20 protein-coding genes are annotated in these 22,546 nt (G+C 69.9%); 10 read left to right on the top strand and 10 right to left on the bottom strand.

From position 1 onward, the window contains the following. Window positions 1-32: 32 nt before the first annotated feature. Window positions 33-995: an aldo/keto reductase gene (locus ACZ7OI_RS13500; protein WP_470264478.1), complete on the bottom strand. Its 963-nt coding sequence runs from the start codon at window positions 993-995 to the stop codon at window positions 33-35. Between the two features lie 161 nt (window positions 996-1,156). On the opposite strand from ACZ7OI_RS13500, the gene ACZ7OI_RS13495 reads away from it, so the two are divergent. The 3 genes from ACZ7OI_RS13495 (at window position 1,157) to ACZ7OI_RS13485 (ending at window position 4,876) form a co-directional block, all read left to right on the top strand. Beyond that, window positions 1,157-1,999, top strand: coding sequence for an undecaprenyl-diphosphate phosphatase (locus tag ACZ7OI_RS13495; protein WP_470264477.1), 843 nt, complete (start codon window positions 1,157-1,159; stop codon window positions 1,997-1,999). A gap of 29 nt (window positions 2,000-2,028) precedes the next feature. Continuing rightward, the gene (locus ACZ7OI_RS13490) at window positions 2,029-2,733 is read left to right on the top strand and encodes a histidine phosphatase family protein (RefSeq protein ID WP_470264476.1); all 705 of its coding nucleotides are present in this window, start codon (window positions 2,029-2,031) and stop codon (window positions 2,731-2,733) included. Between the two features lie 91 nt (window positions 2,734-2,824). Then, window positions 2,825-4,876: a M3 family metallopeptidase gene (locus ACZ7OI_RS13485; RefSeq protein ID WP_470264475.1), complete on the top strand. Its 2,052-nt coding sequence runs from the start codon at window positions 2,825-2,827 to the stop codon at window positions 4,874-4,876. 81 nt (window positions 4,877-4,957) lie between these two features. Here ACZ7OI_RS13485 and ACZ7OI_RS13480 read toward each other — a convergent pair whose 3' ends face one another. Then, window positions 4,958-6,136: a serine/threonine-protein kinase gene (locus tag ACZ7OI_RS13480; protein ID WP_470264474.1), complete on the bottom strand. Its 1,179-nt coding sequence runs from the start codon at window positions 6,134-6,136 to the stop codon at window positions 4,958-4,960. 237 nt (window positions 6,137-6,373) lie between these two features. Between ACZ7OI_RS13480 and ACZ7OI_RS13475 the strand changes: the two genes are divergently transcribed. Further along, window positions 6,374-7,624 (top strand): MFS transporter, encoded by a 1,251-nt coding sequence (locus ACZ7OI_RS13475; protein ID WP_470264473.1) that lies wholly within the window; start codon window positions 6,374-6,376, stop codon window positions 7,622-7,624. 233 nt (window positions 7,625-7,857) lie between these two features. Continuing rightward, on the top strand, window positions 7,858-9,576 hold the full coding sequence (locus ACZ7OI_RS13470) for a glycosyl hydrolase family 18 protein (RefSeq protein ID WP_470264472.1): 1,719 nt from the start codon (window positions 7,858-7,860) through the stop codon (window positions 9,574-9,576). A gap of 82 nt (window positions 9,577-9,658) precedes the next feature. On the opposite strand, the gene ACZ7OI_RS13465 is transcribed toward ACZ7OI_RS13470, so the two are convergent. The 4 genes from ACZ7OI_RS13465 to ACZ7OI_RS13450 all read right to left on the bottom strand — a co-directional run bounded on the left by ACZ7OI_RS13465 (window position 9,659) and on the right by ACZ7OI_RS13450 (window position 14,034). Continuing rightward, complete coding sequence (locus ACZ7OI_RS13465; RefSeq protein ID WP_470264471.1) at window positions 9,659-10,663, bottom strand: hypothetical protein; 1,005 nt, start codon at window positions 10,661-10,663, stop codon at window positions 9,659-9,661. Between the two features lie 46 nt (window positions 10,664-10,709). Continuing rightward, window positions 10,710-12,332: a beta-ketoacyl reductase gene (locus tag ACZ7OI_RS13460; RefSeq protein ID WP_470264470.1), complete on the bottom strand. Its 1,623-nt coding sequence runs from the start codon at window positions 12,330-12,332 to the stop codon at window positions 10,710-10,712. A 270-nt stretch (window positions 12,333-12,602) separates the two neighbouring features. Next, on the bottom strand, window positions 12,603-13,202 hold the full coding sequence (locus ACZ7OI_RS13455; protein WP_470264469.1) for a P-loop nucleotide/nucleoside kinase family protein: 600 nt from the start codon (window positions 13,200-13,202) through the stop codon (window positions 12,603-12,605). A gap of 10 nt (window positions 13,203-13,212) precedes the next feature. Next, window positions 13,213-14,034, bottom strand: coding sequence for an MBL fold metallo-hydrolase (locus ACZ7OI_RS13450; RefSeq protein ID WP_470264468.1), 822 nt, complete (start codon window positions 14,032-14,034; stop codon window positions 13,213-13,215). 102 nt (window positions 14,035-14,136) lie between these two features. Between ACZ7OI_RS13450 and ACZ7OI_RS13445 the strand changes: the two genes are divergently transcribed. Continuing rightward, on the top strand, window positions 14,137-14,571 hold the full coding sequence (locus ACZ7OI_RS13445) for a MarR family winged helix-turn-helix transcriptional regulator (protein ID WP_470264467.1): 435 nt from the start codon (window positions 14,137-14,139) through the stop codon (window positions 14,569-14,571). Here the strand turns inward: ACZ7OI_RS13445 and ACZ7OI_RS13440 are convergent. Further along, window positions 14,495-15,133: a TetR/AcrR family transcriptional regulator gene (locus tag ACZ7OI_RS13440; RefSeq protein ID WP_470264466.1), complete on the bottom strand. Its 639-nt coding sequence runs from the start codon at window positions 15,131-15,133 to the stop codon at window positions 14,495-14,497. The two genes, ACZ7OI_RS13445 and ACZ7OI_RS13440, sit on opposite strands and share 77 nt — an antisense overlap. 91 nt (window positions 15,134-15,224) lie before the next feature. Between ACZ7OI_RS13440 and ACZ7OI_RS13435 the strand changes: the two genes are divergently transcribed. Continuing rightward, complete coding sequence (locus tag ACZ7OI_RS13435) at window positions 15,225-16,292, top strand: Gfo/Idh/MocA family protein (protein WP_470264465.1); 1,068 nt, start codon at window positions 15,225-15,227, stop codon at window positions 16,290-16,292. A gap of 141 nt (window positions 16,293-16,433) precedes the next feature. Here the strand turns inward: ACZ7OI_RS13435 and ACZ7OI_RS13430 are convergent, their stop codons facing one another. Continuing rightward, complete coding sequence (locus ACZ7OI_RS13430; RefSeq protein ID WP_470264464.1) at window positions 16,434-17,423, bottom strand: malate dehydrogenase; 990 nt, start codon at window positions 17,421-17,423, stop codon at window positions 16,434-16,436. Between the two features lie 554 nt (window positions 17,424-17,977). Between ACZ7OI_RS13430 and ACZ7OI_RS13425 the strand changes: the two genes are divergently transcribed. Further along, window positions 17,978-18,616, top strand: a complete 639-nt coding sequence (locus ACZ7OI_RS13425; protein ID WP_470264463.1) for a DUF4360 domain-containing protein — start codon at window positions 17,978-17,980, stop codon at window positions 18,614-18,616. Window positions 18,617-18,655: 39 nt separating this feature from the next. Here ACZ7OI_RS13425 and ACZ7OI_RS13420 read toward each other — a convergent pair whose 3' ends face one another. Next, a complete protein-coding gene (locus tag ACZ7OI_RS13420; RefSeq protein WP_470264462.1) occupies window positions 18,656-19,093 on the bottom strand; it encodes a MarR family winged helix-turn-helix transcriptional regulator in 438 nt (145 codons plus the stop codon). Between the two features lie 102 nt (window positions 19,094-19,195). On the opposite strand from ACZ7OI_RS13420, the gene ACZ7OI_RS13415 reads away from it, so the two are divergent. After that, complete coding sequence (locus tag ACZ7OI_RS13415) at window positions 19,196-19,582, top strand: nuclear transport factor 2 family protein (protein ID WP_470264461.1); 387 nt, start codon at window positions 19,196-19,198, stop codon at window positions 19,580-19,582. 109 nt (window positions 19,583-19,691) lie between these two features. On the opposite strand, the gene ACZ7OI_RS13410 is transcribed toward ACZ7OI_RS13415, so the two are convergent. Then, window positions 19,692-21,470, bottom strand: a complete 1,779-nt coding sequence (locus tag ACZ7OI_RS13410) for a hypothetical protein (RefSeq protein ID WP_470264460.1) — start codon at window positions 21,468-21,470, stop codon at window positions 19,692-19,694. Between the two features lie 128 nt (window positions 21,471-21,598). On the opposite strand from ACZ7OI_RS13410, the gene ACZ7OI_RS13405 reads away from it, so the two are divergent. Then, the gene (locus ACZ7OI_RS13405) at window positions 21,599-22,546 is read left to right on the top strand and encodes an aldo/keto reductase (protein ID WP_470264459.1); all 948 of its coding nucleotides are present in this window, start codon (window positions 21,599-21,601) and stop codon (window positions 22,544-22,546) included.

The following is a 22,546-nucleotide window of genomic DNA, read 5'->3' as shown; positions in this document are numbered from 1 at the left end:
CACGCCCGTGTCACCGACTCGACACCGGCGGCTCACCGGGTGCCCCGTTCCGGATAGCCGAACTCGACGCTGCTGACGTCGTCCAGCGCGCTGCGGATCGCGGGCGGGAGCGTCAGGTCCTCGGAGGCGAGCGACCCGGTGAGCTGGCCGGTGTCGCGCGCCCCGACGACCGGGGCGGCGACGCCGGGCCGGTCCCGGACCCAGGCGAGCGCCACCGCGAGCGGCGACGTGCCGAGCCCTTCGGCGGCGGTCACGACGGCCTGCACGATCCGCGCGGCGCGTTCGGTGCGGTGGTGTTCGACGTATCCGGCGTACTCGGCGGACGCGCCGCGCGAGTCCGCGGGCGTGCCGGTGCGGTACTTCCCGGTGAGGACGCCGCGGCCGAGCGGCGCCCACGGCAGCACGCCGATCCCGTGGTGCGCCGCGGCCGGGACGGCTTCGCGTTCGATGCCGCGTTCCAGCAACGAGTACTCGAACTGCCCGGAAACGAGCGGCACCGTGGCGAGCGAGGCGGCCGTGGCGAGCTGCCAGCCCGCGTAGTTGGAAACGCCCACGTAGCGGACTTTGCCGCTCGTCACCGCGTAATCGAGCGCGGACAGCGTTTCCTCGATCGGCACGCAGGAGTCCCACGCGTGCAGCTGCCACAGGTCGATGTGGTCGGTGCGCAGCCGCTGCAGCGAGCCTTCGAGCGCGGACAGCAGCGCGCCGCGCGAGGCCCCGCCGCCGAACGGGCCGTCTCCGCGGCGGGCGACAGTCTTGGTGGCCAGCACGATGTCCTCGCGCGGGACCAGGTCCGACAGCAGTTCGCCGAGCATCCGCTCGGCCTCGCCGCCGGCGTACAGGTCGGCGGTGTCCACGAGCGTGCCGCCCGCGTCGACGAACGCGACCAGCTGGCTGGCCGCCTCGTCCGGATCGGTGTCGCCGCCCCACGTCATGGTGCCGAGGGCCATCCGCGATATCCGCAGTCCCGACCGGCCGAGCTGTCGCTTTTCCACGACCGCCGAGCCTAGTGGGCGCACCCCCCGCCGACGGACGAAGGTGACCTCGTGTCGCACCGGCGCCCTCGCGGGAACCCTCGGGAACCACCCGATAGGTTCCCGACCGTGCGAATCGGACTGCGCCCCGTGCGGGCGGGCGAACCGGCGGGAGCGGCCTGATGGGATGGTTCGAGGCCCTGGTGCTGGGGCTGGTGCAGGGGCTCACGGAGTTCCTGCCGATCTCCTCGAGCGCGCACGTGCGGATCGTCGCGGCGCTGTCGGGCTGGGACGATCCGGGCGCGGCGTTCACCGCGGTCACCCAGATCGGCACCGAGCTGGCGGTGATCCTCTACTTCGGGCCGAAGATCGGCCGGATCCTGCGCGCCTGGTTCTTTTCCCTCTACCGCCCGGACTGGCGGCGCGACCCGGACGCTCGGCTCGGCTGGCTGATCATCGTCGGCTCGCTGCCCATCGTCGTGCTCGGCCTGCTCCTGCAGGACGAGATCGACCGCGCGTTCCGCGACCTGCGGATCACCGCGACGACGCTGATCGTCTTCGGCCTGATCCTGCTGTTCGCCGACCGCACCGCGAAGCAGCAGCGGACGCTCGACCACCTGAACGTGCCGCACGGCCTGGTGTACGGCTTCGCGCAGGCGCTCGCGCTGATCCCGGGCGTCTCGCGCTCGGGCGGCACGACGAGCGCCGGTCTGCTGATGGGCTACACCCGTTCGGAAGCCGCGGAGTACTCGTTCCTGCTCGCGGTGCCCGCGGTGTTCGGCTCGGGGCTGTACAAGCTCACCGACATCGGCAAGAACGGCGAGAACGCGCAGTGGGGCCCGACGATCCTGGCCACGCTGGTCGCCTTCGGCGTCGGTTACCTGGTGATCGCGTGGCTGATGGCCTACATCAAGAAGCGCAGCTTCGTGCCCTTCGTGATCTATCGCGTCGTGCTCGGCGTCGTCTTGTTCGGCCTGGTCTTCGGCGGGGTGCTCGACCCGAACGCGGGACCCGCCGGGGGCTGAACCCAATGGTCACCGGTTAGGGTGGCGTCGTGAGTACGGTCATCTTGCTCCGGCACGGAAAGTCCACGGCCAACGGCTCGGGCGTCCTCGCCGGGCGCACGCCGAAGGTCGGGCTGGACGACACCGGCCGGGCACAGGCCGCCGCCCTCGTCGAGCGTTTCGCCGGGGTGCCGGTGGCCGAGCTGGTGGTGTCGCCGATGCTGCGCTGCAAGCAGACCGTCGCGCCGCTGGCCGCCGCGCAGGGCCTGGAAAAGGTCGTCGAACCGCGGCTGTCCGAAGTGGACTACGGCGAGTGGACCGGCCGGGAGCTCAAGAACCTGGTGAAGGAACCGCTGTGGCGCGTGGTGCAGGCGCACCCGTCGGCGGCGGTCTTCCCGGGCGGGGAAGGGCTCGCCGAGATGCAGGCGCGCGCGGTCGCCGCGATCCGCGCGCACGACGCCCGGATCACCGCCGAGCACGGCGACCACGCGGTGTGGGTGGTGTGCAGCCACGGCGACGTGATCAAGTCGATCCTGGCCGACGCGCTGGGCCAGCATCTCGACGCTTTCCAGCGGATCGTCGTGGACCCGGCCGCGGTGTCGGTCGTCCGCTACACCGAAACGCGGCCGTTCGTGCTCCGGGTGAACGAGCACGGCGGCGATCTGGCCGGGATCGTGCCGCCGCCGCCGAAGAAACGCGGCCGCGCCAAGAAGGGTTCCAGCGACGCGGTCGTGGGCGGAAGCACGGGCCGCTGACGATCGACAGTCCTTCCGTCGGATGCCAAACCCCGTAGGGTGGGCGGAACCACGCGGAGAACCCTGTGGAGAACCAGGAGCGCAAACCCGAATGATTTCCCCGGACAACCCGTTCGCCGTCCCCAGCGACCTGCCGTACGAGCTGCCGCCGTTCGACCGGATCGCCGACGAGCACTACCGGCCCGCCTTCGAGGCCGGTCTCGCGGAGCACGCCGCCGACGTGGAGCGGATCGCCGACGACCCGGCCGAGCCGACCTTCGAGAACACGATCGCGGCGCTGGAGCGGGCCGGAGCGCTGCTGACGCGGGTGTCCGGCACGTTCTTCAACATCTCGGGCTCGAACGCGACCGACGAGGTCCAGGAGATCCAGGCCGAGCTGGCTCCGAAGCTGGCCGCGCACGAGGACGCGATCCACCTGAACCCGCGGCTGTTCGCGCGCATCGACGCGCTGTACCAGAAGCGGGCCGAGCTGGGGTTGAGCGCCGAGGCGCTGCGGCTGCTGGAGCGCCGCTACACCGACTTCAGCCGGGCCGGAGCCGGGCTGCCCGAGGCCGACCAGGCGAAGCTGCGCGCGCTGAACGAGCAGCTTTCGACGCTGCAGACCCGTTTTTCGCAGAACCTGTTGCGGGACACCAACGAACTCGCCGTCGTGCTCGACGACGCCGCGGAGCTGGCCGGGCTCGGCGAAAGCGCGATCGCGGCGGCGGCGCAGACGGCGGCCGAGCGCGGTCTCGAAGGCAAGTACGTGCTGACCCTGACGCTGCCCACCGCGCAGGCGGCTGTGGCGTCGCTGGAGAACCGCTCGGTGCGCGAGCGCGTCTTCACCGCTTCGGTGTCGCGAGGCAACCGCGGAAACGACTACGACAACAACGCGATCGTCGAGGAGATCACGCGGCTGCGGGCCGAGCGGGCCGCGCTGCTGGGCTACCCGAACCACGCGGCGTACGTGATCGCGGACGAGACGGCGAAAACGGTCGAGGCCGCCGGCGGACTGCTGGAGCGCCTCGCGCCGGTCGCGGTCGCGAACGCGCGCACCGAGGCCGCGGAACTGCAGAAGCTGCTGGAAGCCGACGTGCCGGGCGCGACGCTGCAGCCGTGGGACTGGGCGTTCTACGCCGCGAAGGTGGAGCGCGAGCGGTTCCAGCTGGACAGCGCGGCGCTGCGGCCGTACTTCGAACTGGACCGGGTGCTGCACGACGGTGTGTTCGTGGCCGCGAACCGGTTGTACGGCTTGACTTTCACCGAGCGGAACGACCTGCCGAAGTACCACCCGCAGGTGCGGATCTTCGAGGTCTTCGACGCCGACGGCAGCGGGCTCGGCCTGTTCCTGATGGACTACTACACCCGCGACTCCAAGCGCGGCGGCGCGTGGATGAACAACTTCGTGGACCAGTCGCGGCTGCTCGGGCGGCGCACGGTGGTGGTCAACGTGCTGAACGTGACCAAGCCGCGCGAGGGGGAGCCGACCCTGCTCTCGCTCGACGAGGTGCGCACGGCGTTCCACGAGTTCGGGCACGCGCTGCACTCGCTGCTGTCCGGCGTCGAGTTCCCGGCCTTCACCGGCACCAACGTGCCGCGCGACTTCGTCGAGTACCCGTCGCAGGTCAACGAGATGTGGATGTTCTGGCCGGAAATCCTGGCCAACTACGCCAAGCACCACGAGACGGGGGAGCCGCTGCCGGCCGGGCAGGTCGAACTGCTGGAGGCCGCGCAGCAGTACGGCGAAGGCTTCCGCACGACCGAGTACCTCGCCGCCGCGCTGCTCGACCTCGCGTGGCACCGCCTCGGCCCGGACGACCGGGTGGAGGACGTGCAGCGGTTCGAGGCCGAGGCGCTGGAGAAGGCGGGCGTGGCACTGGAAAGCGTCCCGCCGCGCTACCGGACGACGTACTTCAACCACGTCTTCTCGGGCGGCTACAGCGCCGGGTACTACTCCTACATCTGGAGCGAGGTGCTCGACGCGGACACCGTCGAGTGGTTCACCGAGAACGGCGGCCTGAAGCGCGAAAACGGCGACCACTTCCGGTCGACCCTGCTGGGCCTCGGCGGCAGCGTCGACCCGATGGAGGCGTTCGCGACCTTCCGCGGCCGCGCGCCGGAGATCGAGCCGCTGCTGAAGCGGCGGGGGCTCGCGGGCGCGTAAGCTGGGTGTATAACGACCTATACGGCGGGGCTGGGGCGACCGGCCCCGCCGTTGGCGTTCAGGCCCAGCTGGGGACCAGGCTCACCTGATCGCGAAATTCGGCAGCCATAGAGCCAACAACACAACGAACGTGACCAGGCCGGCGCTGAGGCCGATCGCCTTGGGATGTTTGCGCGGCAAGTTGTACGCGCCGACTCCCACGAAAGAAGCGATCCCGCCGCCGAACAGCACGGAGGCGACGACGGCTTCTCCCTGGTTGGAAGCGTGCATGGAGCCCGAAAGAGTGGCCGCGGTGAAGGCGGCGGCCATGACCAGGCCGAAAGCCAGCAGGATTGCCCCGGCGAGGAACCCGCGGGGAGTCCCGCCCTCGTGCGGTGTCTTCGGCCCGCGGTGGCGCCGTGTCGGCTGTGAGCCGGTCTCGACGAGGGTGTCGCGGGGAGCCGAGCCTGTCGCGGCGGCCAGCCGGCGGGCCTCGGGGAAGGAGGGCCGCCGGTCGGGATCCTTCTCCAGCAAGCCGGTGATGAGGCCGGTCAGCGCGCCCGCGCGGCGAGGCGGCGGAGGCTCTTCGAAGAGGATGGCGGCCATCGTCGCCTTCGCGGTGTCGCGGCCGAACGGGGAGACGCCCTCGACGGCGTGATAGAGGGTGGCCCCGAGCGAGAACAGGTCGCTGACCGCACCGCGGCCGTGGCCTTCCAATCGTTCCGGGGCGGTGTGCTCGACCGAGCCGATGAACATGCCGGTGGAGGTCAGCTGGGTGTCGGCGTCGTGAGTGGCGATGCCGAAATCGGCGAGCAGCACCTGGCCGCTCCCGGTCAGCAGAACGTTGCCGGGTTTGACGTCCCGGTGCGCGATGTCCGCGTCGTGCGCGGCGCCGAGCGCGTCCACCAGCGCCGCGGCGACCGGTCGCGCCTGCTCGGGGGAGAGCGGGCCGCCGGCGAGGCGGTCGGCCAAGGTCTGCCCGTCGACCAGGCGCATCACGATCCACGGGACGCCGTCCTCGACCACGACGTCGTGCACGGCCACGATGTTCGGATGGTCGCGCAGCCGGGCCGCGTGCCGGGCCTCCCGCTCGGCCCGCTTGAGCCGGTCGGCCTGCTCGGCGTCGCTGGACGACGGCGGCAGCCGCATCTCCTTCACCGCGACGGTCACGTCGAGAGTTTCGTCGTGGGCTCGCCACACCCGCCCGAAACCGCCGGAACCGAGTTCGCCGATCAGCCGGTAACGGCCGCCGATCATCGTGCCCGGTCGCCCCTCGGCCATGCCCACCGTCCCTGCGCGCTCGCGGATGTCAGCTTCGCCAGCGTAGGGAACGACGGCGTCTCCCGGTGCCGAACGGCCGGTTCCGGCCGCCGGTTTCCCGGCGTCCGTACCTCGGCGAAACCGCCTTTTCGTCGGATCCGCTGACGCTCGGGCCCGGGATTCGGCGAATCCGACGAAGCCGCGGAGGGGGTCCATGACCGGACAATGCGGCGTCGCCGAATCAAGGAGGATCCGACGGTGAGCATTCGCAGTTCCGCCCCGGTCGTACGGCGGACCGAACGGACCACGTTGGCGCTGCTGGTCGGCGTCTTCATCATCGACTACATCGACCGCGTCATGATCGCGGTCGCGCTGCCGCTGATCGGCGCCGAGTTCGGGCTTTCCAAGACCACGCAGGGCCTGGTCGTTTCCGCGTTCGCGATCGCTTACCTGCTCGGGCAGATGCCCGGCGGCCTGCTCGCGGACCGCGTGGGCGCGCGGCCGTTGCTGGTGATTTCCCTGGTGGCGTGGTCGGTGTTCACCGCCGCCACCGGATTCGCGCCGGGGCTGGTGGTGCTGCTCGTGCTGCGCGCGGCGTTCGGGTTCGCGCAGGCGCTCTTCCCTGGCGCGGCCTTCAAGGCGCTTGCCGAACGGACGACGCAGGAAGGCCGAAGCCGCGGTGCGGGGCTGTTGCTGGCGTCCAACTCGGTCGGAGCCGGGCTCGGGCCGCTGCTGGTCGCGCCGCTGGTGGTCGCCGCTGGCTGGCGGCACACGTTCTGGATCGTCGCGGTGGCCGGGCTGGTCGTCGGGCTCTTGCTGTGGCGGTTGCTGCCGGCGCCGCTGCCGCGCGAGCTGACCGAACCCGAGGCGCGCGTCGCCCCGGTGAAGGTGCCGGTGTCGCAGGTGCTGCGCAACCGGCTGGTGATCCGCTGCGCGGCGATGTTCGCCTGTTTCAACATGCTCGCCTACGGGATGATCACCTGGGTCCCGTCGTACCTGGTCGAGACGAAGGGCCTGTCGCTGGTCGCGGCGGGGATCTCGGCGGCGATCCCGCAGCTGGTCAGCGCGGCGGCGGTGCTGATCGGCGGCTGGCTGATGAGCCGGTATTTCGACCGCAGGCCGCGCTGGCTCGTGGTGCCCGCGCTCGTCGCCGCGGCCGGGGTGCTGGTCGCGATGCTGCTGTCGGATTCGGCGACCGGGTTCACCGTGCTGCAGACCGTCGCGATGTTCATCAGCGGCCTCGCCTCGATCGGCATCGTCGGCCTGCCGTTGCGCGTGCTGCCGCGCGATCTGGTCGGCGCGGGGATGGGCCTGGTCAACACCGGCGGACAGCTCGCCGGCGTGCTCGCGCCGCTGGTGATGGGCTGGCTCGCGGACAGGTTCGGGTTCGCCGCGGCGTTCGGCTTCCTGGCGGTGTCGACGCTGGCCGCGGCCTTGATTTCGCTGACCACGCGGTCGACGACGTTCGCGCTCGGCGCGCCCGCTCCGGCCAGGGAACAGGTGGGCTGACCAGTGGGTCTCGTGAGTGTTTGTGCCGGTTGGAACCGGAACAGGCACTCACGAGACCGGACCACCGGGCCCCGGTGGCGCCCGACGATCCGACCCGGCCGTTCGGCCGCATTAGTGGTCTAGACCTTGACGGGTGACTGGTCCAGTCCAATTCTGAGAAGGTTCCGGCCGTGCGCCGCCGCCGCACGGCCCCTTTTTCGGCACTGGAGCCCCGCATGCGACGAAGAAGTCACTTGTCACGATTGTCCGCTGTCCTGGCCGCCGCCGCGGCTCCGCTCGGCGTGCTGGTCGCCACCGCGGCCCCGGCGCACGCCGCGACGCCGCTGCCCAGCCACGTTTTCGCGCCCTACTTCGAATCCTGGAACGGCCAGAGCCCGGCCGCGATGGCCCAGGAAGCCGGCGTCAAGCACCTGACGATGGCCTTCCTGCAGACCGCCTCCTCGGGTTCGTGCACCGTGCTCTGGAACGGCGACGCGAGCCTGCCGGTGGCGGATTCGTCGTTCGGCGCGGACTTCCGCACCATCCGCTCGCGCGGCGGGGACGTGATCCCGTCGTTCGGCGGCTACACCGCGGACCACAACGCCACCGAAATCGCCGACAGCTGCACGAACGTCGACCAGATCGCGGCGGCGTACGAATCGCTGATCACCACCTACGACGTGCCGCGCCTCGACATGGACATCGAGGACAACTCGCTGACCAACTCGGCGGGCGTCGACCGCCGGAACAAGGCGATCAAGAAAGTCCAGGACTGGGCCGCGGCCAACGGGCGCTCGCTGCAGATCTCCTACACGCTGCCGACCACCACGAGCGGCCTCACCAGCGCGCTGGGCGTCCTGCAGAACGCGGTTTCCAACGGGGCCAAGGTCGACGTGGTCAACCTGATGACCTTCGACTACTACGACAACGCGACCCACAACATGGCTCAGGACACGCAGACCGCCGCCGCCGGGCTGGTGTCGCAGCTGGCGTCGCTGTACCCGGACAAGTCGCAGGACCAGCTGTGGGGGATGGTCGGCATCACCGAGATGCCGGGCATCGACGACTTCGGCGCGGCCGAAACCTTCACCACGGCCGACGCGGTCACGGTCTACAACTGGGCCGTGTCCAAGGGCATCAACATGCTGTCGTTCTGGGCGCTGCAGCGGGACAACGGCACCTGCCCGGGCACCGGCGCGCAGGACACCTGTTCCGGCATCCCGCAGGACAAGTGGTACTTCAGCCACACGTTCGCCCCGTTCACCGGCGGAACTCCGGTGCCGGGCAACGACTTCTCGGTGTCGGCCAGCCCCGCCTCGGCTTCGGTCGACCCGGGCGGCTCGGCGACCGGGAAGGTGACCACCGCGGTGACTTCCGGTACGGCGCAGCAGGTTTCCCTTGCCGTGAGCGGTGCGCCGGGCGGCGTGACTGCCTCGGTCAGCCCGGCCACGGTCAAGGCGGGGGAGAGCGCGAACCTGTCGATTGCCACGACGGCCGCGACTCAGCCGGGCGTCTACCCGCTGACCATCACCGGTTCGGTGGCGGGCGGCGGCAGCCACACCGCCACGTACACCTTGACCGTCAACGGAACCAGCCCGACCGGCAGCGTCGTCAACGGCAACTTCGAGACCGGTGCGCTGAGCCCGTGGACCGGGGGGACGATCGTGTCCTCGCCGGTGCACTCCGGCAGCCACGCGCTGCAGGTGTCGCCGACGGCGTCGACCACCGGGGAAGCGGCGCAGAACCTCACCCTCGCGCCGAACCGCTCGTACACGATGACGGCATGGGTGCAGGGCGGATACGCCTACGCGGGAGTCCGCGGGGGAGCGACGGCCAGCTCGTGGACGTCCAACACCGGCTGGACCAAGCTGTCGGTGCCGTTCAAGACCGGAGCTTCCGGCGCGGTGACGATCTACGTCCACGGCTGGTACGGCCAGAGCCCGATCTACGCGGACGACATCTCCGTCGGCTGATTAGTGTATAACGACCTATACAGCCGGGCGCTAGGCGAGAAACTTCGCCTAGCGCCCGGCTTGCGTTCAAAAGCGGAAAAACTCAATGACGGCCGAGGGCCGAGACCAGGCCGCGGTAGAGCCAGTACATCGGCTTCGGGGCGTAGTCGTCGGTCATCAGGCCGAAGTTGTCGAACGGGCTGGGGGAGCCGGTGACGTCGTCGCGGAGGTCGAACATCTCGTAGCTGGCCACGTTTTCCGTCACGCGGTCCTGGTTGACCGCCAGGATTTCCGTGGTGAGCGCACGGGCCTGGTCGGCGGGCGTGCGCTCGGCGGTGTGCGTCGCCCAGCCGTTCTCCGACACGCGGATCGGCACGTCGGCGCCGAGGCCGGCGATCGGCATCTCCTGGGTGCGGACGTTGTGCAGGGTCTGGTGGACGAATCCGGCGAGGTCGGACTGCGGCGGGATGCCGGGCAGCCCGGCGTCCGGGTAGAGGTCGATGCCGACGAAGCCGACCGAGCGGCTGAACTCCGCGCCGCCGAGCTGCGCGAGGTGCTGCCAGAACTGGGTGAACGGCTTGGTGAAGGCGACCTCGTCGAAGCCGATCTGCAGCCGGTCGAACCCGTCGCGGTCGGCGGTCTTCTTGCCGGCGATCACGCCCTGCACCAAGGCGGTGTCGCCGTTCGGCTTGGGCAGCACGTTCTGTTCGAGGGTCACCGAGATCGTGTCGGCGACCGGGCCGTAGCGGTGCACCGTGTTTTCCACGCAGGTCTGCCATTCCGGCATGCTTTCGCCGGAGTAGCTGAGCACCACGTCCAGCCGGCGGCCCGGGGCGAGGTACTGCATTTCGTCGTCGGCAGGGGCGCTGCCGCAGCCGCGGTAGTCGCGGAGCAGGAACGGCTTGTGCCCGGATTGCAGCTGCGCCAACGCTTTCCGCACCTTGGCCGGATTGTCGGGTTTGCCGGTGGTGGAGCCGCCTCCCGCGTATCCGCCCGGGTAGATGCCGAAGGTCAGGGGCGAGGTCGTGGCGTCGGCGGCGGCCGGGGCGAGCACGGAGAATCCTGCGACGAGGGCGGCGGCCGCGGCGGCGGTCCGGATCTTGTTCATGCCAGTGAGTATTCAGGACCACAGTGGACAGACCCGATGACGGATGTCATCTTCCGGCCGGGGTATTCGTCAGCAGTGCGGGGAAGGTTCCTTCGGGCGGGCAAGACCGTTCAGTCGCGGCCGGGGCGGCGCCGGGGCCGATGACGACCGGTTCTTCGCTGCCGAGGGCGGCGTCGAAGACCGCGGGATCCCATCGGCCCCACGCGATCGACACGGCTGGCAGGCTTTTCGCGTGCCGGTGCGCGGCGAGGGCGTCGAGGAATCGGTTGGCGGCGGCGTAGTTCGCTTGTCCGGCTTCGCCTAGAGCTCCTGCGACGGAGGAGAACAGCACGAAGGCCGACAGCGGCAGGTGTTTGGTGGCTTCGTGGAGGATCCAGGCGGAGTCGGCCTTGGCGCGCAGGACCGGGTCGAGGCGTTCGGGCGTTTGCTCCGCGAGGACAGCGTCCTCGAAGACGGCGGCGCAGTGGATCACGGCGGTGAGCGGCGGGTTGCAGGAGGCGATGAGGCTTTCGACCTGTCCCGGGTCGGCGGCGTCGATGGCGGCGATGCGGACGTCCGCGTCGAGGTCCTGCAGGTGCTCGGCATTGGGTGCGGCGGGCCCGCTGCGGCTCGCCAGCACGAGGTGCCGGACGCCGTGCCCGGCGACGAGGTGTTCGGCCAGCAGCGCACCGATTCTGCCGGTGCCGCCGGTGACGAGGACGGTGCCGGACGGATCGATGGGCCGGGCGGTCCGGACCGCGGCGGGGCGGATCCGGAGGGCGTGCGGGACTCCGTCGCGAAGGGCGAGCTGGGGTTCGGTGTTGCCGCCGACGAGGTCGAGGATCTTCGCGGCGGGCGTTGGCGCGTCGAGGTCGACGGCGGGGATCTTGGCCGAAACGACCGAACCCCAGACCGCGGCGCTCGCGAGGTCGGGATCGGGTCCGGTGGCATTGGTGGTGACGACGAGCCTGTCTTCCCGGTGCTGGAGCGCGTCAAGGGAGCGGAGGTCGGTGCCGGCCGGGATTTCGAGGATTTCGGCTGCGCCGGGCTTGGCCGGGACGGGGATCCACTGCGGACGGTAGAGCCTGGCTTCGGCGGGCAGGTCGACCTGCCGGGCGCCGCGGCCCGCGAAGACTGCGTTCCAGCTCACCGGGATTCCTGCGGTGTGCACCCGGGCGACCTCGGCGAGGAGGTCTTGGACGGAGGCCGGAGTGAGGTCCAGGACGAGGCTGGTGTCGTCCCAGGGCTGTTTGGTCAGCCGCGCGACTGCCTCCGGGTAGAGACCCCAGGATTCCAGCAGACGGCACAACGCGGCCTGGAAGGCGAAGAGGCGGTCGTGATAATCGGCGAACATTGCGTCGAAGGTGGCGACGAACAGCGGAAACCGTTGCGCGAATTCAGTTTCCCGTCCATGCGGAAGGTCGGTGCCGAGGGAGACGAAGGTCAGCCGGGGATGCTCGGACGCGGCTTGCCCGATCGTTTCGCCGCTCGCGACCGCCTCGAGAGCGGCCCGATCGCCGGCCGGGACCAGGACGCGGAGGGCTAGCGGGGGCCGGGTCGCGAGGGAATAGGCGAGGTCGAGGTCGGAGGCCGTGCTGTCGAGGATGCCCGCGGCGAGGGCGCGCAGGGCGACGCTGTCGGTCGCGCTGAGCAGCCAGGGCGGCGTGGGGAAGTCCGTGGGTTCGGGCATGGGAGTCTCTTCCGGAAGGACCTGCGCGGGTTCGGGGCGAGGAATGCCGGGCCGGTGAGGGGGAATGGCGTGGTGATTCCGGCGAACTCTCGGCCGCGGCGAAGCGGGACGGTGCTGGGGTCAGCCGCGATATCCGTAGCGGCCCTTGTCGCCTCGGATCCGGTCCGCGGGCGCACCCCGCCCTCGGCGAGGGTGCGCGCGGTCCGCCCGGCAAGCGGCGGCCGGACCGCGTCGGCTCTGTGTCCTGGCACTCCTCGACATATACCGCGCTCAGGCCGGCCTGGGCGGCGGGCTTCCCGTTTGGTCCCCGTTCCGTGCACTCGGTGCCTCCGCCGTTGCTCGGCGGGCAACGATCGCCGCGACGCTCGCGCACGTTTCGTCCGGGTCGAGGTGTTCGGTGTCCAGCACTGTGCACTGTGGACGGAGCGGGAGATACTCCGCGACGTGGTCGTGGATCCGGTCGAGCACCACCGGACCGCCCAATTCGGCCATCGCGTCGGCGGCCGCGTGGTCCCCGCGCGCGGCGAATCGGGTCTTCGCCTGCGGCCGGGGAGCGGTGAGCATGATCTCGAGGTACTCGCCGCCTGCCGCGCAGGCTGCTTCCTCGAACCGCTCGGCCTGCTCGACGCGCGTCACCAGTTGCGGCATGACCACGTCGTACCCGGCCCGCAGATGCGTTTCCGCCATGGCGAGCGCGAGCCGTCGTGCGGCGGGGAGCGTGTCCCAGAACGCGGTCCGCCAGCCGCCGATCATCGTGACCACCTGGTCGGCTTCGAGGGCGAGCACGCCGGGGCGGAGATCGGCGTAGCGCCGCGCGACGGTGGATTTCCCGATGCCGGACGGGCCGTTGAGATGGATCAGCCGGGCCATTCGTCCGACCCTAGCGGTCGAGCGGATGCCAGCGGCCGTCGCGGACGCGCCCGAAGACGACGTCGGCGAAGTGGTTGCCGAAGCCGATGGTGCCGGGCTCGGCGAGTTCGGCGGCGAGCTTCCGGCGGTGGCTGGCTGCTTCGACCGGATCGTGGTCGTACACGCAGGACCAGTCGGGATTTTCGATCTGCACCGGGGAATGGACGGCGTCGCCGAACGCGATCAGCCGTTGGCCGCCAGCCGTGATGACGTACTCGGCGTGTCCCGGCGTGTGCCCGGCCGCGAAGCGAACCTGCACGCCGGGAAACACCTCCTCGCCGTCTTCCACCGTGCGGACCTGCGGTGCCAGCGCGTCGATCTCTTCGGACGCCTCGCGCTGCGCCCATTCCGGCTTCGGCACCAGAAATTCGGCCTGTGCGAACACCGTGCGCTGCGAAGCCCAGCCGATGTGGTCCGAGTGCAAGTGCGTGAACGCCACCGCCTCGATGTCTTCCGGCTTCCGCCCGAGCTCAGCCAGATTGTCGAGCAGCGCGCCGCCGTACAGGACGCCGTTCGGGGTTCCCGGCACTGCGGGCACTGACTGCGGTCCGAATCCGGCGTCGATCAGCAGTGCCCGGCCGTGGCGTTCCACCAGGAGGCCGCCGATACTCGCGACGAGGTAGCCGTCGTCGTCCAGATACTCCGGACGCTCGGCCCAGGTCTCGGCAGTGCTGTCAGGCAGCCATTTGCGCGGATTCCCTTGCACGGCCCCGTCCGGCACGAAGGACACCTTCGTCTCGCCCAGGTTCACGGTCTGGAGCAGCGCGGGCCGGCGCAGTCGGTCGTCGAGCACGGTTTCGGTCCCTTCCCTCGGTCTTCCACCGACCATAAGCATCAAGCTAGAAACATTCAAGCTGTAAATATTCTGACTTGATGGAGTTGCTAGGATGGGAGCATGACGGAACCTCAGGCGATCGCCGAGCGGGAACTGTGCGGCCTGGTGAACGGGCTGGCGCAGCAGATCGCCGACCACGTCCGCGAGCGCGCGGTGACGCTGGGGCTGACCGCGGCGCAGGCGACGGCGCTGCGGGAGCTGACTGGTCCGATGACTATGCGCGAGCTGGCCGAGCGGATGAGCTGCGAGCCGTCGAACGCGACGTTCGTCGTCGACAAGCTGGAGAAACAGGGCCTGATCGAGCGTCGCGCGCACCCGACCGACCGCCGCGCCAAGCATCTCGTCCTGACCGAAGACGGCACGGCGTTGCGGGAGCGGCTGCTCGAATTGCTGACCCGGGATTCGCCGCTGGCCGGGCTCAATCCGAAGGAGCAGCGGGTGCTGCAGGGCCTTCTGGAGCAAGCGATCGTGCCGGGCGCAGGCCGTCGAGGATGATGCGGAGATTCCGCCGCCACTGGTCGCCGCCCGGGACGAGGCCGATCGTGTGGCCGGGCGGGATCGCGGTGGCGAGGGCGAACGGGACGTCCCGCCAGTCGAGGTCGGGGCGGAGCACGCCGGCCTTTTGCGCGCGCTGAACGAGGGCCCGCATTGCTCGCTGCAGCCGGGTGATGCGCGGCTCCAGGTCAAGCCGTTCGCCGAGGCCGGACAGTGCGTCGTGCAGTCCGCAGCTGGACGCGCGCAGCTGGACGTAGCTCTCAGCGAACTCGGCGAATCCCTGCCACGCGTCGGGGGAGTCGAGTGCGTGTGCGGCGCGGTCGGTCATCTCGTCGATGGTGTCGGTGAGGATCGCCGCGAGGAGTGCGTCCAGTGAAGGCACGCGCCGATACAGCGTGCCGAGGCCGACGCCCGCGCGCTGCGCGATGTCGCGCGTGGTGACCGCGAGCCCGAGTTCGTCCAGCGCCTCGCGAGTCGCTGCGACCAGCCGCTCGACGTTGCGCCGGGCGTCCGCACGCGGTTGGCCTTGGGCGAGCAGCGCTGCGACGGCGGAGTCCTGCATGCCCGCAGTCTAAATCAAGCGGGTCATGATGTTCCGCTTCTGGTAGCTTGACGGAAACGGAACACGTTGACCCGCTTACTGGAGGTGGGACTTGACCAAGCCGATCGGCGTCGGAATCCTCGGTGCGAACCCGGACCGGGGCTGGGCCGGGCGGGCGCACATTCCCGCGATCGCCGCGTCTCCGGGCTTCTCGCTCGCCGCGGTCGCGACCACTCGCACCAGTAGTGCGGAAGAAGCGCGCGCTCGCTTCGGCGCCCGGTACGCCTTCACCGACGCCCGGAGTCTCGCCGAGCATCCGGACGTTGACCTGGTTGTCGTCACCGTGAAGGTTCCCGCGCATGTGGAGCTGGTGACGGCCGCGCTTGAGGCGGGCAAGCACGTGTACTGCGAATGGCCGCTGACGACGACCGCTGAGGAAGCCGCCGCGCTGGCTGCGGCGGGGGAGCGGGCCGGAGTGCACACGGCCGTCGGGCTGCAGGCGCGGTTCTCTCCGCCCGTCCGCCGGGCCCGCGAGGCGATCGTCGAGGGCCGGATCGGCACCGTGCAGTCCGCGACCGTCTACAGCTCGCGCGGCAAGGGAAACGCGCGTGACGTCCCAGGCTGGACGGCCTACACCTACGACCGTCGTGCCGGGGCTGGACTGGTCGAAGTCCTCGGCGGGCACACACTGGACCTGGTGCAGCACCTGCTCGGGCCGATCCGCGAACTGGCCGCCCGCACCGCGATCCGGAACGGCTCGCATCGCGTCGCCGAGACAGGGGAGCCGATCGAGGTCACGGCGCCGGACCATTTCCTGGCACACGCGGAACTCGACGGCGGGGCAGTGGTGTCCGTCCATCTGCACGACGGGGAAGCAGCGGTGCCGCGGACGCGGATCGAGATTGCCGGCACCGAGGGGAGTCTTTCGCTGACTTCTGTGCCGGAGACCGATCCGTGGGCCGCGCAACTGCAGATCGGCAAGCTGGAGCTTCGCTTGTCGCGCCCGGAGAGTCCGGAGTGGACGGTGGTTCCGGTGAGCGAGCCCAGCGAGGTGCCGATCCAGGCGGCGAACGTAGGCCGGGTCTACGAACAGCTGGCGGCGGACCTCCGAGACGGCACGCGGACGGTGCCCGACTTCGGCATCGCCAGCCGGCTGCACGAACTACTCTCAACTGTATAACGACCTATACGGCGGGCGATCGGTAAAGACTCCGCTATTGCCAGGCATCCGAGTCACCGCACCGCTCAAACCAACCGCAAAGACGTCGAGAACGAACGATGGCCGCCCCGAAACCGGGGCGGCCATCGCGGAAAACGAACCTCAGATCAGGCCCAGCTTGCGGACCGCGTCGCGCTCCTCGGCCAGTTCGGCCACGGAGGCGTCGATGCGCGGGCGGGAGAACTCGTCGATCTCCAGGCCCTGCACGATCTCGTACTTGCCGTCCTTCGCGGTGACCGGGAAGGAGGAGATGAGGCCCTCCGGGACGCCGTAGGAGCCGTCGGAGACAACGCCCGCCGAGGTCCAGTCGCCCTCGGCGGTGCCGTTGACCCAGGTGTAGACGTGGTCGATCGCGGCCGACGCGGCGGACGCGGCCGAGGACAGGCCGCGGGCCTCGATGATCGCGGCGCCGCGCTTGGCGACGGTCGGGATGAAGGTGTCGGCGAGCCACGCCTGGTCGTTGATGGTCTCGGCGACGTTCTTGCCGTTGACCTCGGCGTGCTGCACCGACGGGTACTGCGTGGCCGAGTGGTTGCCCCAGATCGCGACCTTCTTCAGGTCGGTCACGGCCACGTTCAGCTTCTTGGCCAGCTGGGCCAGCGCGCGGTTGTGGTCGAGGCGGGTCATCGCGGTGAAGCGCTCGGCGGGCACGTCGGGGGCGTGCGACTGGGCGATCAGCGCGTTGGTGTTGGCCGGGTTGCCGACCACCAGCACGCGGATGTCGTCGGCCGCGCCGGCGTTGATGGCCTCGCCCTGGGGCTTGAAGATGCCGCCGTTGGCCTCGAGCAGGTCGCCGCGCTCCATGCCCTTGCTGCGCGGGCGGGCTCCGACCAGCAGGCCGATGTTCGCGCCGGAGAAGGCCTGCTTCGGGTCGTCGAAGATGTCGATGCCGGCCAGCAGCGGGAACGCGCCGTCGTCCAGTTCCATCGCGGTGCCCTCAGCCGCCTTGACCGCCTGGGGGATCTCCAGGAGCCGCAGCTTCACCGGGGTGTCGGCGCCGAGCAGCTGACCGGACGCGATGCGGAACAGCAGCGCGTAGCCGATCTGGCCGGCCGCACCGGTGACGGTGACGTTGACAGGGGCTTGGGTCATTGCGCTTCTCCAGCTTGAGACGACTTTGGCTAGTACCGAGGATGCTAGCCCTACTGGCGGGCGCCGTCCGGGTGCGTCCAGTCACGGTAGCCAAGGTCACGTTCGCGGCCGGTGCGATCCGCCTTAAGTCGCGCGCCGAAGGGCGTAACTCGAGATCACGATCTCGTTGCGGGCGGGGCGGGTCCGGCGCCGCGGAGTTCGGCGGCCGCGCACGTCATGGGCTGCCGTGCCGGCGCGAGCCGCCGAATCGCGCGGGAGGCCGGGGCCGGCGCGGAGGGACGCGCGGGCTCGAACCGTCCCAATTGCCCCGGTTTTCGGGCGTGTTTTCGGCCGATTGTCCGGACCAGCCGGGTCCGGTGGTTCTGCGTCGTGTATTTTTGTATCATTTTTGTTGATTCGTCAATTGTCCATAATAGCTTTTGTCAACGACTCGTCAACACGTTGCTGTGCGCAGCTAAGCAGTTACGTTGCTCCATTCAGTGGGACTCGGAGAGTAGTTCCCGCGCTACCCTGTCGAAACCCCCACCCGCATCGGAAGTAATGGGAAGGAACCCATGCTTACCACGATGGCCGCTGCACTTTTGGCCCTTTCTTCGACTATTACCCCGCATTCCTGGCCGCAGAATCCTCCGCCGGACAAAATTATCATCGACGTGGCGACCGTGAACGGGACCGGCTGCCCGCCGGACACGTCCGCGGTTTCGGTTTCCACGGACAACACCGCTTTCACCGTCACCTACAGCCAATACACCGCGCAGGTAGGCGTCGGCGCGCAGCCGACGGACTTCCGCAAGAACTGCCAGATCGGCCTGCGCGTGCACGTGCCGCAGGGCTTCACGTACGGAATCGCCTCGGCGGACTACCGCGGATTCGGGCACCTCGAAAAGGGCGCGTACGGCGTGGAGCGCGCGAACTATTACTTCCAGGGAAACTCGCCGACCGCGTACGAGACGCATCGGCTGGACGGGTTCTACGACAATGACTGGCAGTTCTCGGATTCGACGGACATCGACGCGATTATCTACGAACCGTGCGGCCAGGAGCGCAACCTGAACATCAACACTGAATTGCGGGCGTATGCCGGTTCTTCGGACCCGGCGAAGACGACGAGCTTCCTGACGATGGACTCGACGGACGGCAGTGTCCAGACGGTTTACCACTTCTCCTGGAAGACTTGCCCGACAATGCCGTAACCGCATTGACTCGGACCCGTGAGCGCTTCCTCGGAACGCTCACGGGTCCGTTTGCGTGACGTTTTCCGTGAGCCGGGACAGCAATGCGGCCAGGGTCGCGATCTCGTCGGCGGTGAATCCGCGGCGCATCCGTTTGTCGTGCGCGATCGCGGCGTCGGCGAGGCGGTGGAAGGTCCGTTCGCCGTATTCGGTCAGCTCGACCTGGTGCACGCGCCGGTTTTCCGGGTCGCGGGTGCGGGTGAGCAGGCCCGCGGTTTCCATGCCGTTGAGGTGGTGGGTGAGCGTCGCGCCTTGGATGCCGACGGCGTCGGCGAGTTCGCGCTGGCTGGCGTGCCGGCGGGTTTTGAGCGCGATGAGGATCTGCCACACCGGCTGCGATCCGCCGACCTCGGCCAGCGCGCGGTCGAACGCCTGGCCCGCGGTCTTGGCGGTGCGGGCGAGGAGAACGCCGAGCGGGGGCGTGGCGGGTCGGGGCACGGGGAGACGGTACCGCAGGTTCGTCGAACTCTAATCATTTGACGACGAATGATTAGATATCTAACGTTTGTGGTGTCTCATCGACAGTCACCGGAGGGCATCATGGACACCGCGGACATCGCTGAACTGGGGAAACGCTGGGTCGCCGCCGAGGTCGCGGGCGACACGGACACGCTGGGCGCCATGGTGGCCGACGGATTTCGGCTCGTCGGGCCGCTCGGCTTCGTGCTCGACCGGGAGCAGTGGCTGGGCCGCTACCGGTCCGGCGCGCTGGCGACGCTGCGGCTGGATTGGCGTGACGTCGAGGTGCGCGTGCACGGGGACACGGCGATCGCGATCGGCGTGCACGATCAGGAAGCGACTCATCAGGGGAACCGCGTCGACGGCACGTTCCGGGCGACGCACGTGCTCGTCCGCGGCGAGGACGGGTGGCGGATCGCGGGGATGCACCTCAGTCCGATGGGCGCACCGCCTGCTTTCGCTCGCTGATCCGGCGGAGGCACCGGTACGGGCCAGGCTGGTGTGGCTTGGAGTACCGCCTAGTTCAACGGTGGCGGGAGCATGGATCGAGCACTCCGTCGCGGCATTTGGTGCGGCGTCAGGGTTTTCGCCACAGGTGCACGGTCATGTCCGCCGTCGAGCCGGTAGTGGTGGCGATGGTTTTCCTGTCCGGGCTGACCGCGAAGCCGAGGATTCCGGGGAGACCGGCTCCGTCCTGTTTGCCGTCGAGGTCCCGGACCGTGACGGTTCCCGCCGCGATCGCGAGGAGGTGCTGGTCGTCCAGCCCGGCTGAGGCCATGAAGACGTAGGCGTCCCTCATCTCCCCGTAGGCGGAAGCCTGGACCAGGGAAAAGGCCGGACGTAGCTGCTCGTGCGTGGCGGTGTCCCACTGCCGCACCTCCGGCGGTCCACCGGCTCCGGCGCTGGTGGTGATCAGCGTCCGGCCGTCCGGCCGGAAGGCGAGGCAGCAGATCGGCTCGGTTTCGGCGAAGACGATCGGTTTTCCCGCTGGCTTGAGCGAAGCCGTGTCCCACAGGTCGAGCTGACTGGTGTGGGCGGAGTGGCCGTCCCACTGGTAGACGGCGAGGGTGCGTCCGTCGGGGCTGAATGCCGAGCTCCGGAAGGCAGCCGGCGTTTCGATGCTGCCGATGCGGGTGCGGTCGGCGACGCGCCACAGTTCGGTCCCGCGCGGGGAGGCCGTCGGCACCGCCGCGACGCTGCCGTCGGGACTGAGCTCGGGCCAGGCGCCGCCGCGGTCGATGTTTTCGAGCACGAGGGGCTCGCCGATTTCCCGGCCGGTTCGCGGGTCCCAGGTTCGCGCCGTGAACTGGTTGTCTTTGACCTGCGAGGTCACCAGGGTGATGCCGTCAGCGCGGAAGGTCATGCCGGGCAGGCCGGTTTCGGGGAAGGGGCCGATGCGCGGTCCGACCGGTTTGCGGGTCACGACGTCCAGGACGTCGATGGTGAAGTCGGCGTTCGCCGTGGCGAGGAGCCGGCCGTCGTTGTTGAACGTGGCGAATTGCGGATGCCCGCGCGCGACGAGGAACCCGGATTCGACGAGCGGCGGTGGGGGTGCGGGAGGAAGCGCGTCCGGTGCGGGCGGGTCCGGCCAGGCGATCCAGGCGGCGAGTCCGGCGATCACCAGGGCGAGCACGCTGATCAGGATCCGCCGGCGCGGGGCGGGACGGCGCGGGGGCGGCGGGGAGTCCGCGACTTGGTAGATCACCGACTCGTCCGGTGGTACCGGCTGGCCGTCGAGGAACTGGGCGAGTTCGGCGGTGCGCTCGGCGATGAGCTTCTCGACGGCGGGCGGCCACGGGTCGGCGGACGGACTGAGCGCTTCGAGCAGTTCGGCGGCCGTGGGCCGGTCGGCGGGGTTTTCCGCGAGGCACGGGCGGAGCGCCTCGGGAAGCGCGGACTTCGCGGCGAGAAGCGTGCCGAGCGCGAGGAGGTCGTCGGCCGGGTCGTCGCCGGTCGCGCGGGCGATGAGCCTCGCTCCGCTGCTGGTGAGCCGGATGTGGGACGGCGTCAGTCTGCCGTGCGCGAGCCCGGCGCTGTGGAGCTGGGCCAGGTCGGCCGCGATTCCGGCGGCCAGCCGGAGCACGGCGGGTTCGGGCAGGGCGTCGGGCACGTCCTGCAGTGAGGGACCGGGATGGAATTCCTGTGCCCACCAAGGCGTGGATGCGTCCGGGTCGGCCTCGAGCACCGCGCTCAGCGCCGCGGCTTCGCCGGACTGCCGGGGCGCCAGCGTGAGCGCGACCAGACGGTCGCCGGGTCCGCTGCCGAGCAGTGCCCGGGTCGTCTCGCCCCGGGCCAGTTCCGCGACCACCCGGTACTGCCCGATCCAGAGCGGGTCGTCGACTGCCGGTCTTCGCATCAGCTGCCTCCCCAGAAAGCTGTCCGAGAAGGAAGATCTTGCCAGCTCGCCGGCCGGGCAAGGCACGGACGGGCAGAATCTCCCGTCGGCACGGGCATGCCCGGGGCGGGGAGTGCTTGAATGCGATCATGGTCGCACTTCGCACACTGGGCTCATCCGACCTCGCCGTCTCCCCGCTGTGCCTCGGCGGGAACGTGTTCGGCTGGACCGCCGACGAAACGGCGTCGTTCGCCGTGCTGGACGCCTACGCCGAGGCGGGCGGGAACTTCCTCGACACGTCCGATTCGTACATGTACCACTTCCCGGGCAACGAGGCCGGGCAGTCCGAGACCATCATCGGCAAGTGGCTCGCCGCGCGCGGCAACCGGGACGGCGTGGTGGTCGCGACGAAGGTCGGGGACAGCCCGCGGTTCAAGGGGCTCGCTCCGGCGAACATCAAGGCCGCGGCCGAGGAATCGTTGCGGCGGCTGGGGATCGAGCGGATCGACCTGTACTACACGCATTTCGACGACGAGTCCGTCCCGGTCGAGGACATCGTCGCCGCGCTCGACGAGCTGGTGAAGGAAGGGAAGGTCCGCGCGATCGGGACGTCGAACATCAGCCCGGAACGGCTGGCCGCGTCGCTGGAGTTCTCCGACCGCGAGGGGCTGGCCAAGTACGTCGCGCTGCAGCCGAAGTACAACCTTGTCGCGCGGGAGTACGAGAGCGAGCGGCGGGGGATCGCGGAGCGGCACGGGCTGGCCTGCGTCCCGTATTTCGGTCTGGCGTCCGGGTTCCTGACCGGCAAGTACCGGCCCGGACAGCAGGTCGACAACATCCGCAACCTGCCCGGTCTCGCGGGCGGGTACGCGGACACCGAGCACGGCGTGAAGGTGCTGGCGGCGCTGGAAGAGGTCGCGAAGGCGCGCGGCGCGGAGATGCCGACGGTCGCGTTGGCCTGGCTCGCGCAGCAGCCGACGGTGGCCGCTCCGATCGCGTCCGCGCGCACCGTCGAGCAGGTTCCGGCGCTGGTCGCGATGCAGGACGTACAGCTGAGCGACGACGAGCTGCGGATCCTCGACGCCGCCTCCGCGTAG

It is taken from the genome of Amycolatopsis sp. NPDC114503 (assembly GCF_055633655.1).
The sequence above is the reverse complement of the archived record's forward strand: the minus strand, read 5'-3'. Positions and strand labels throughout refer to the sequence as shown.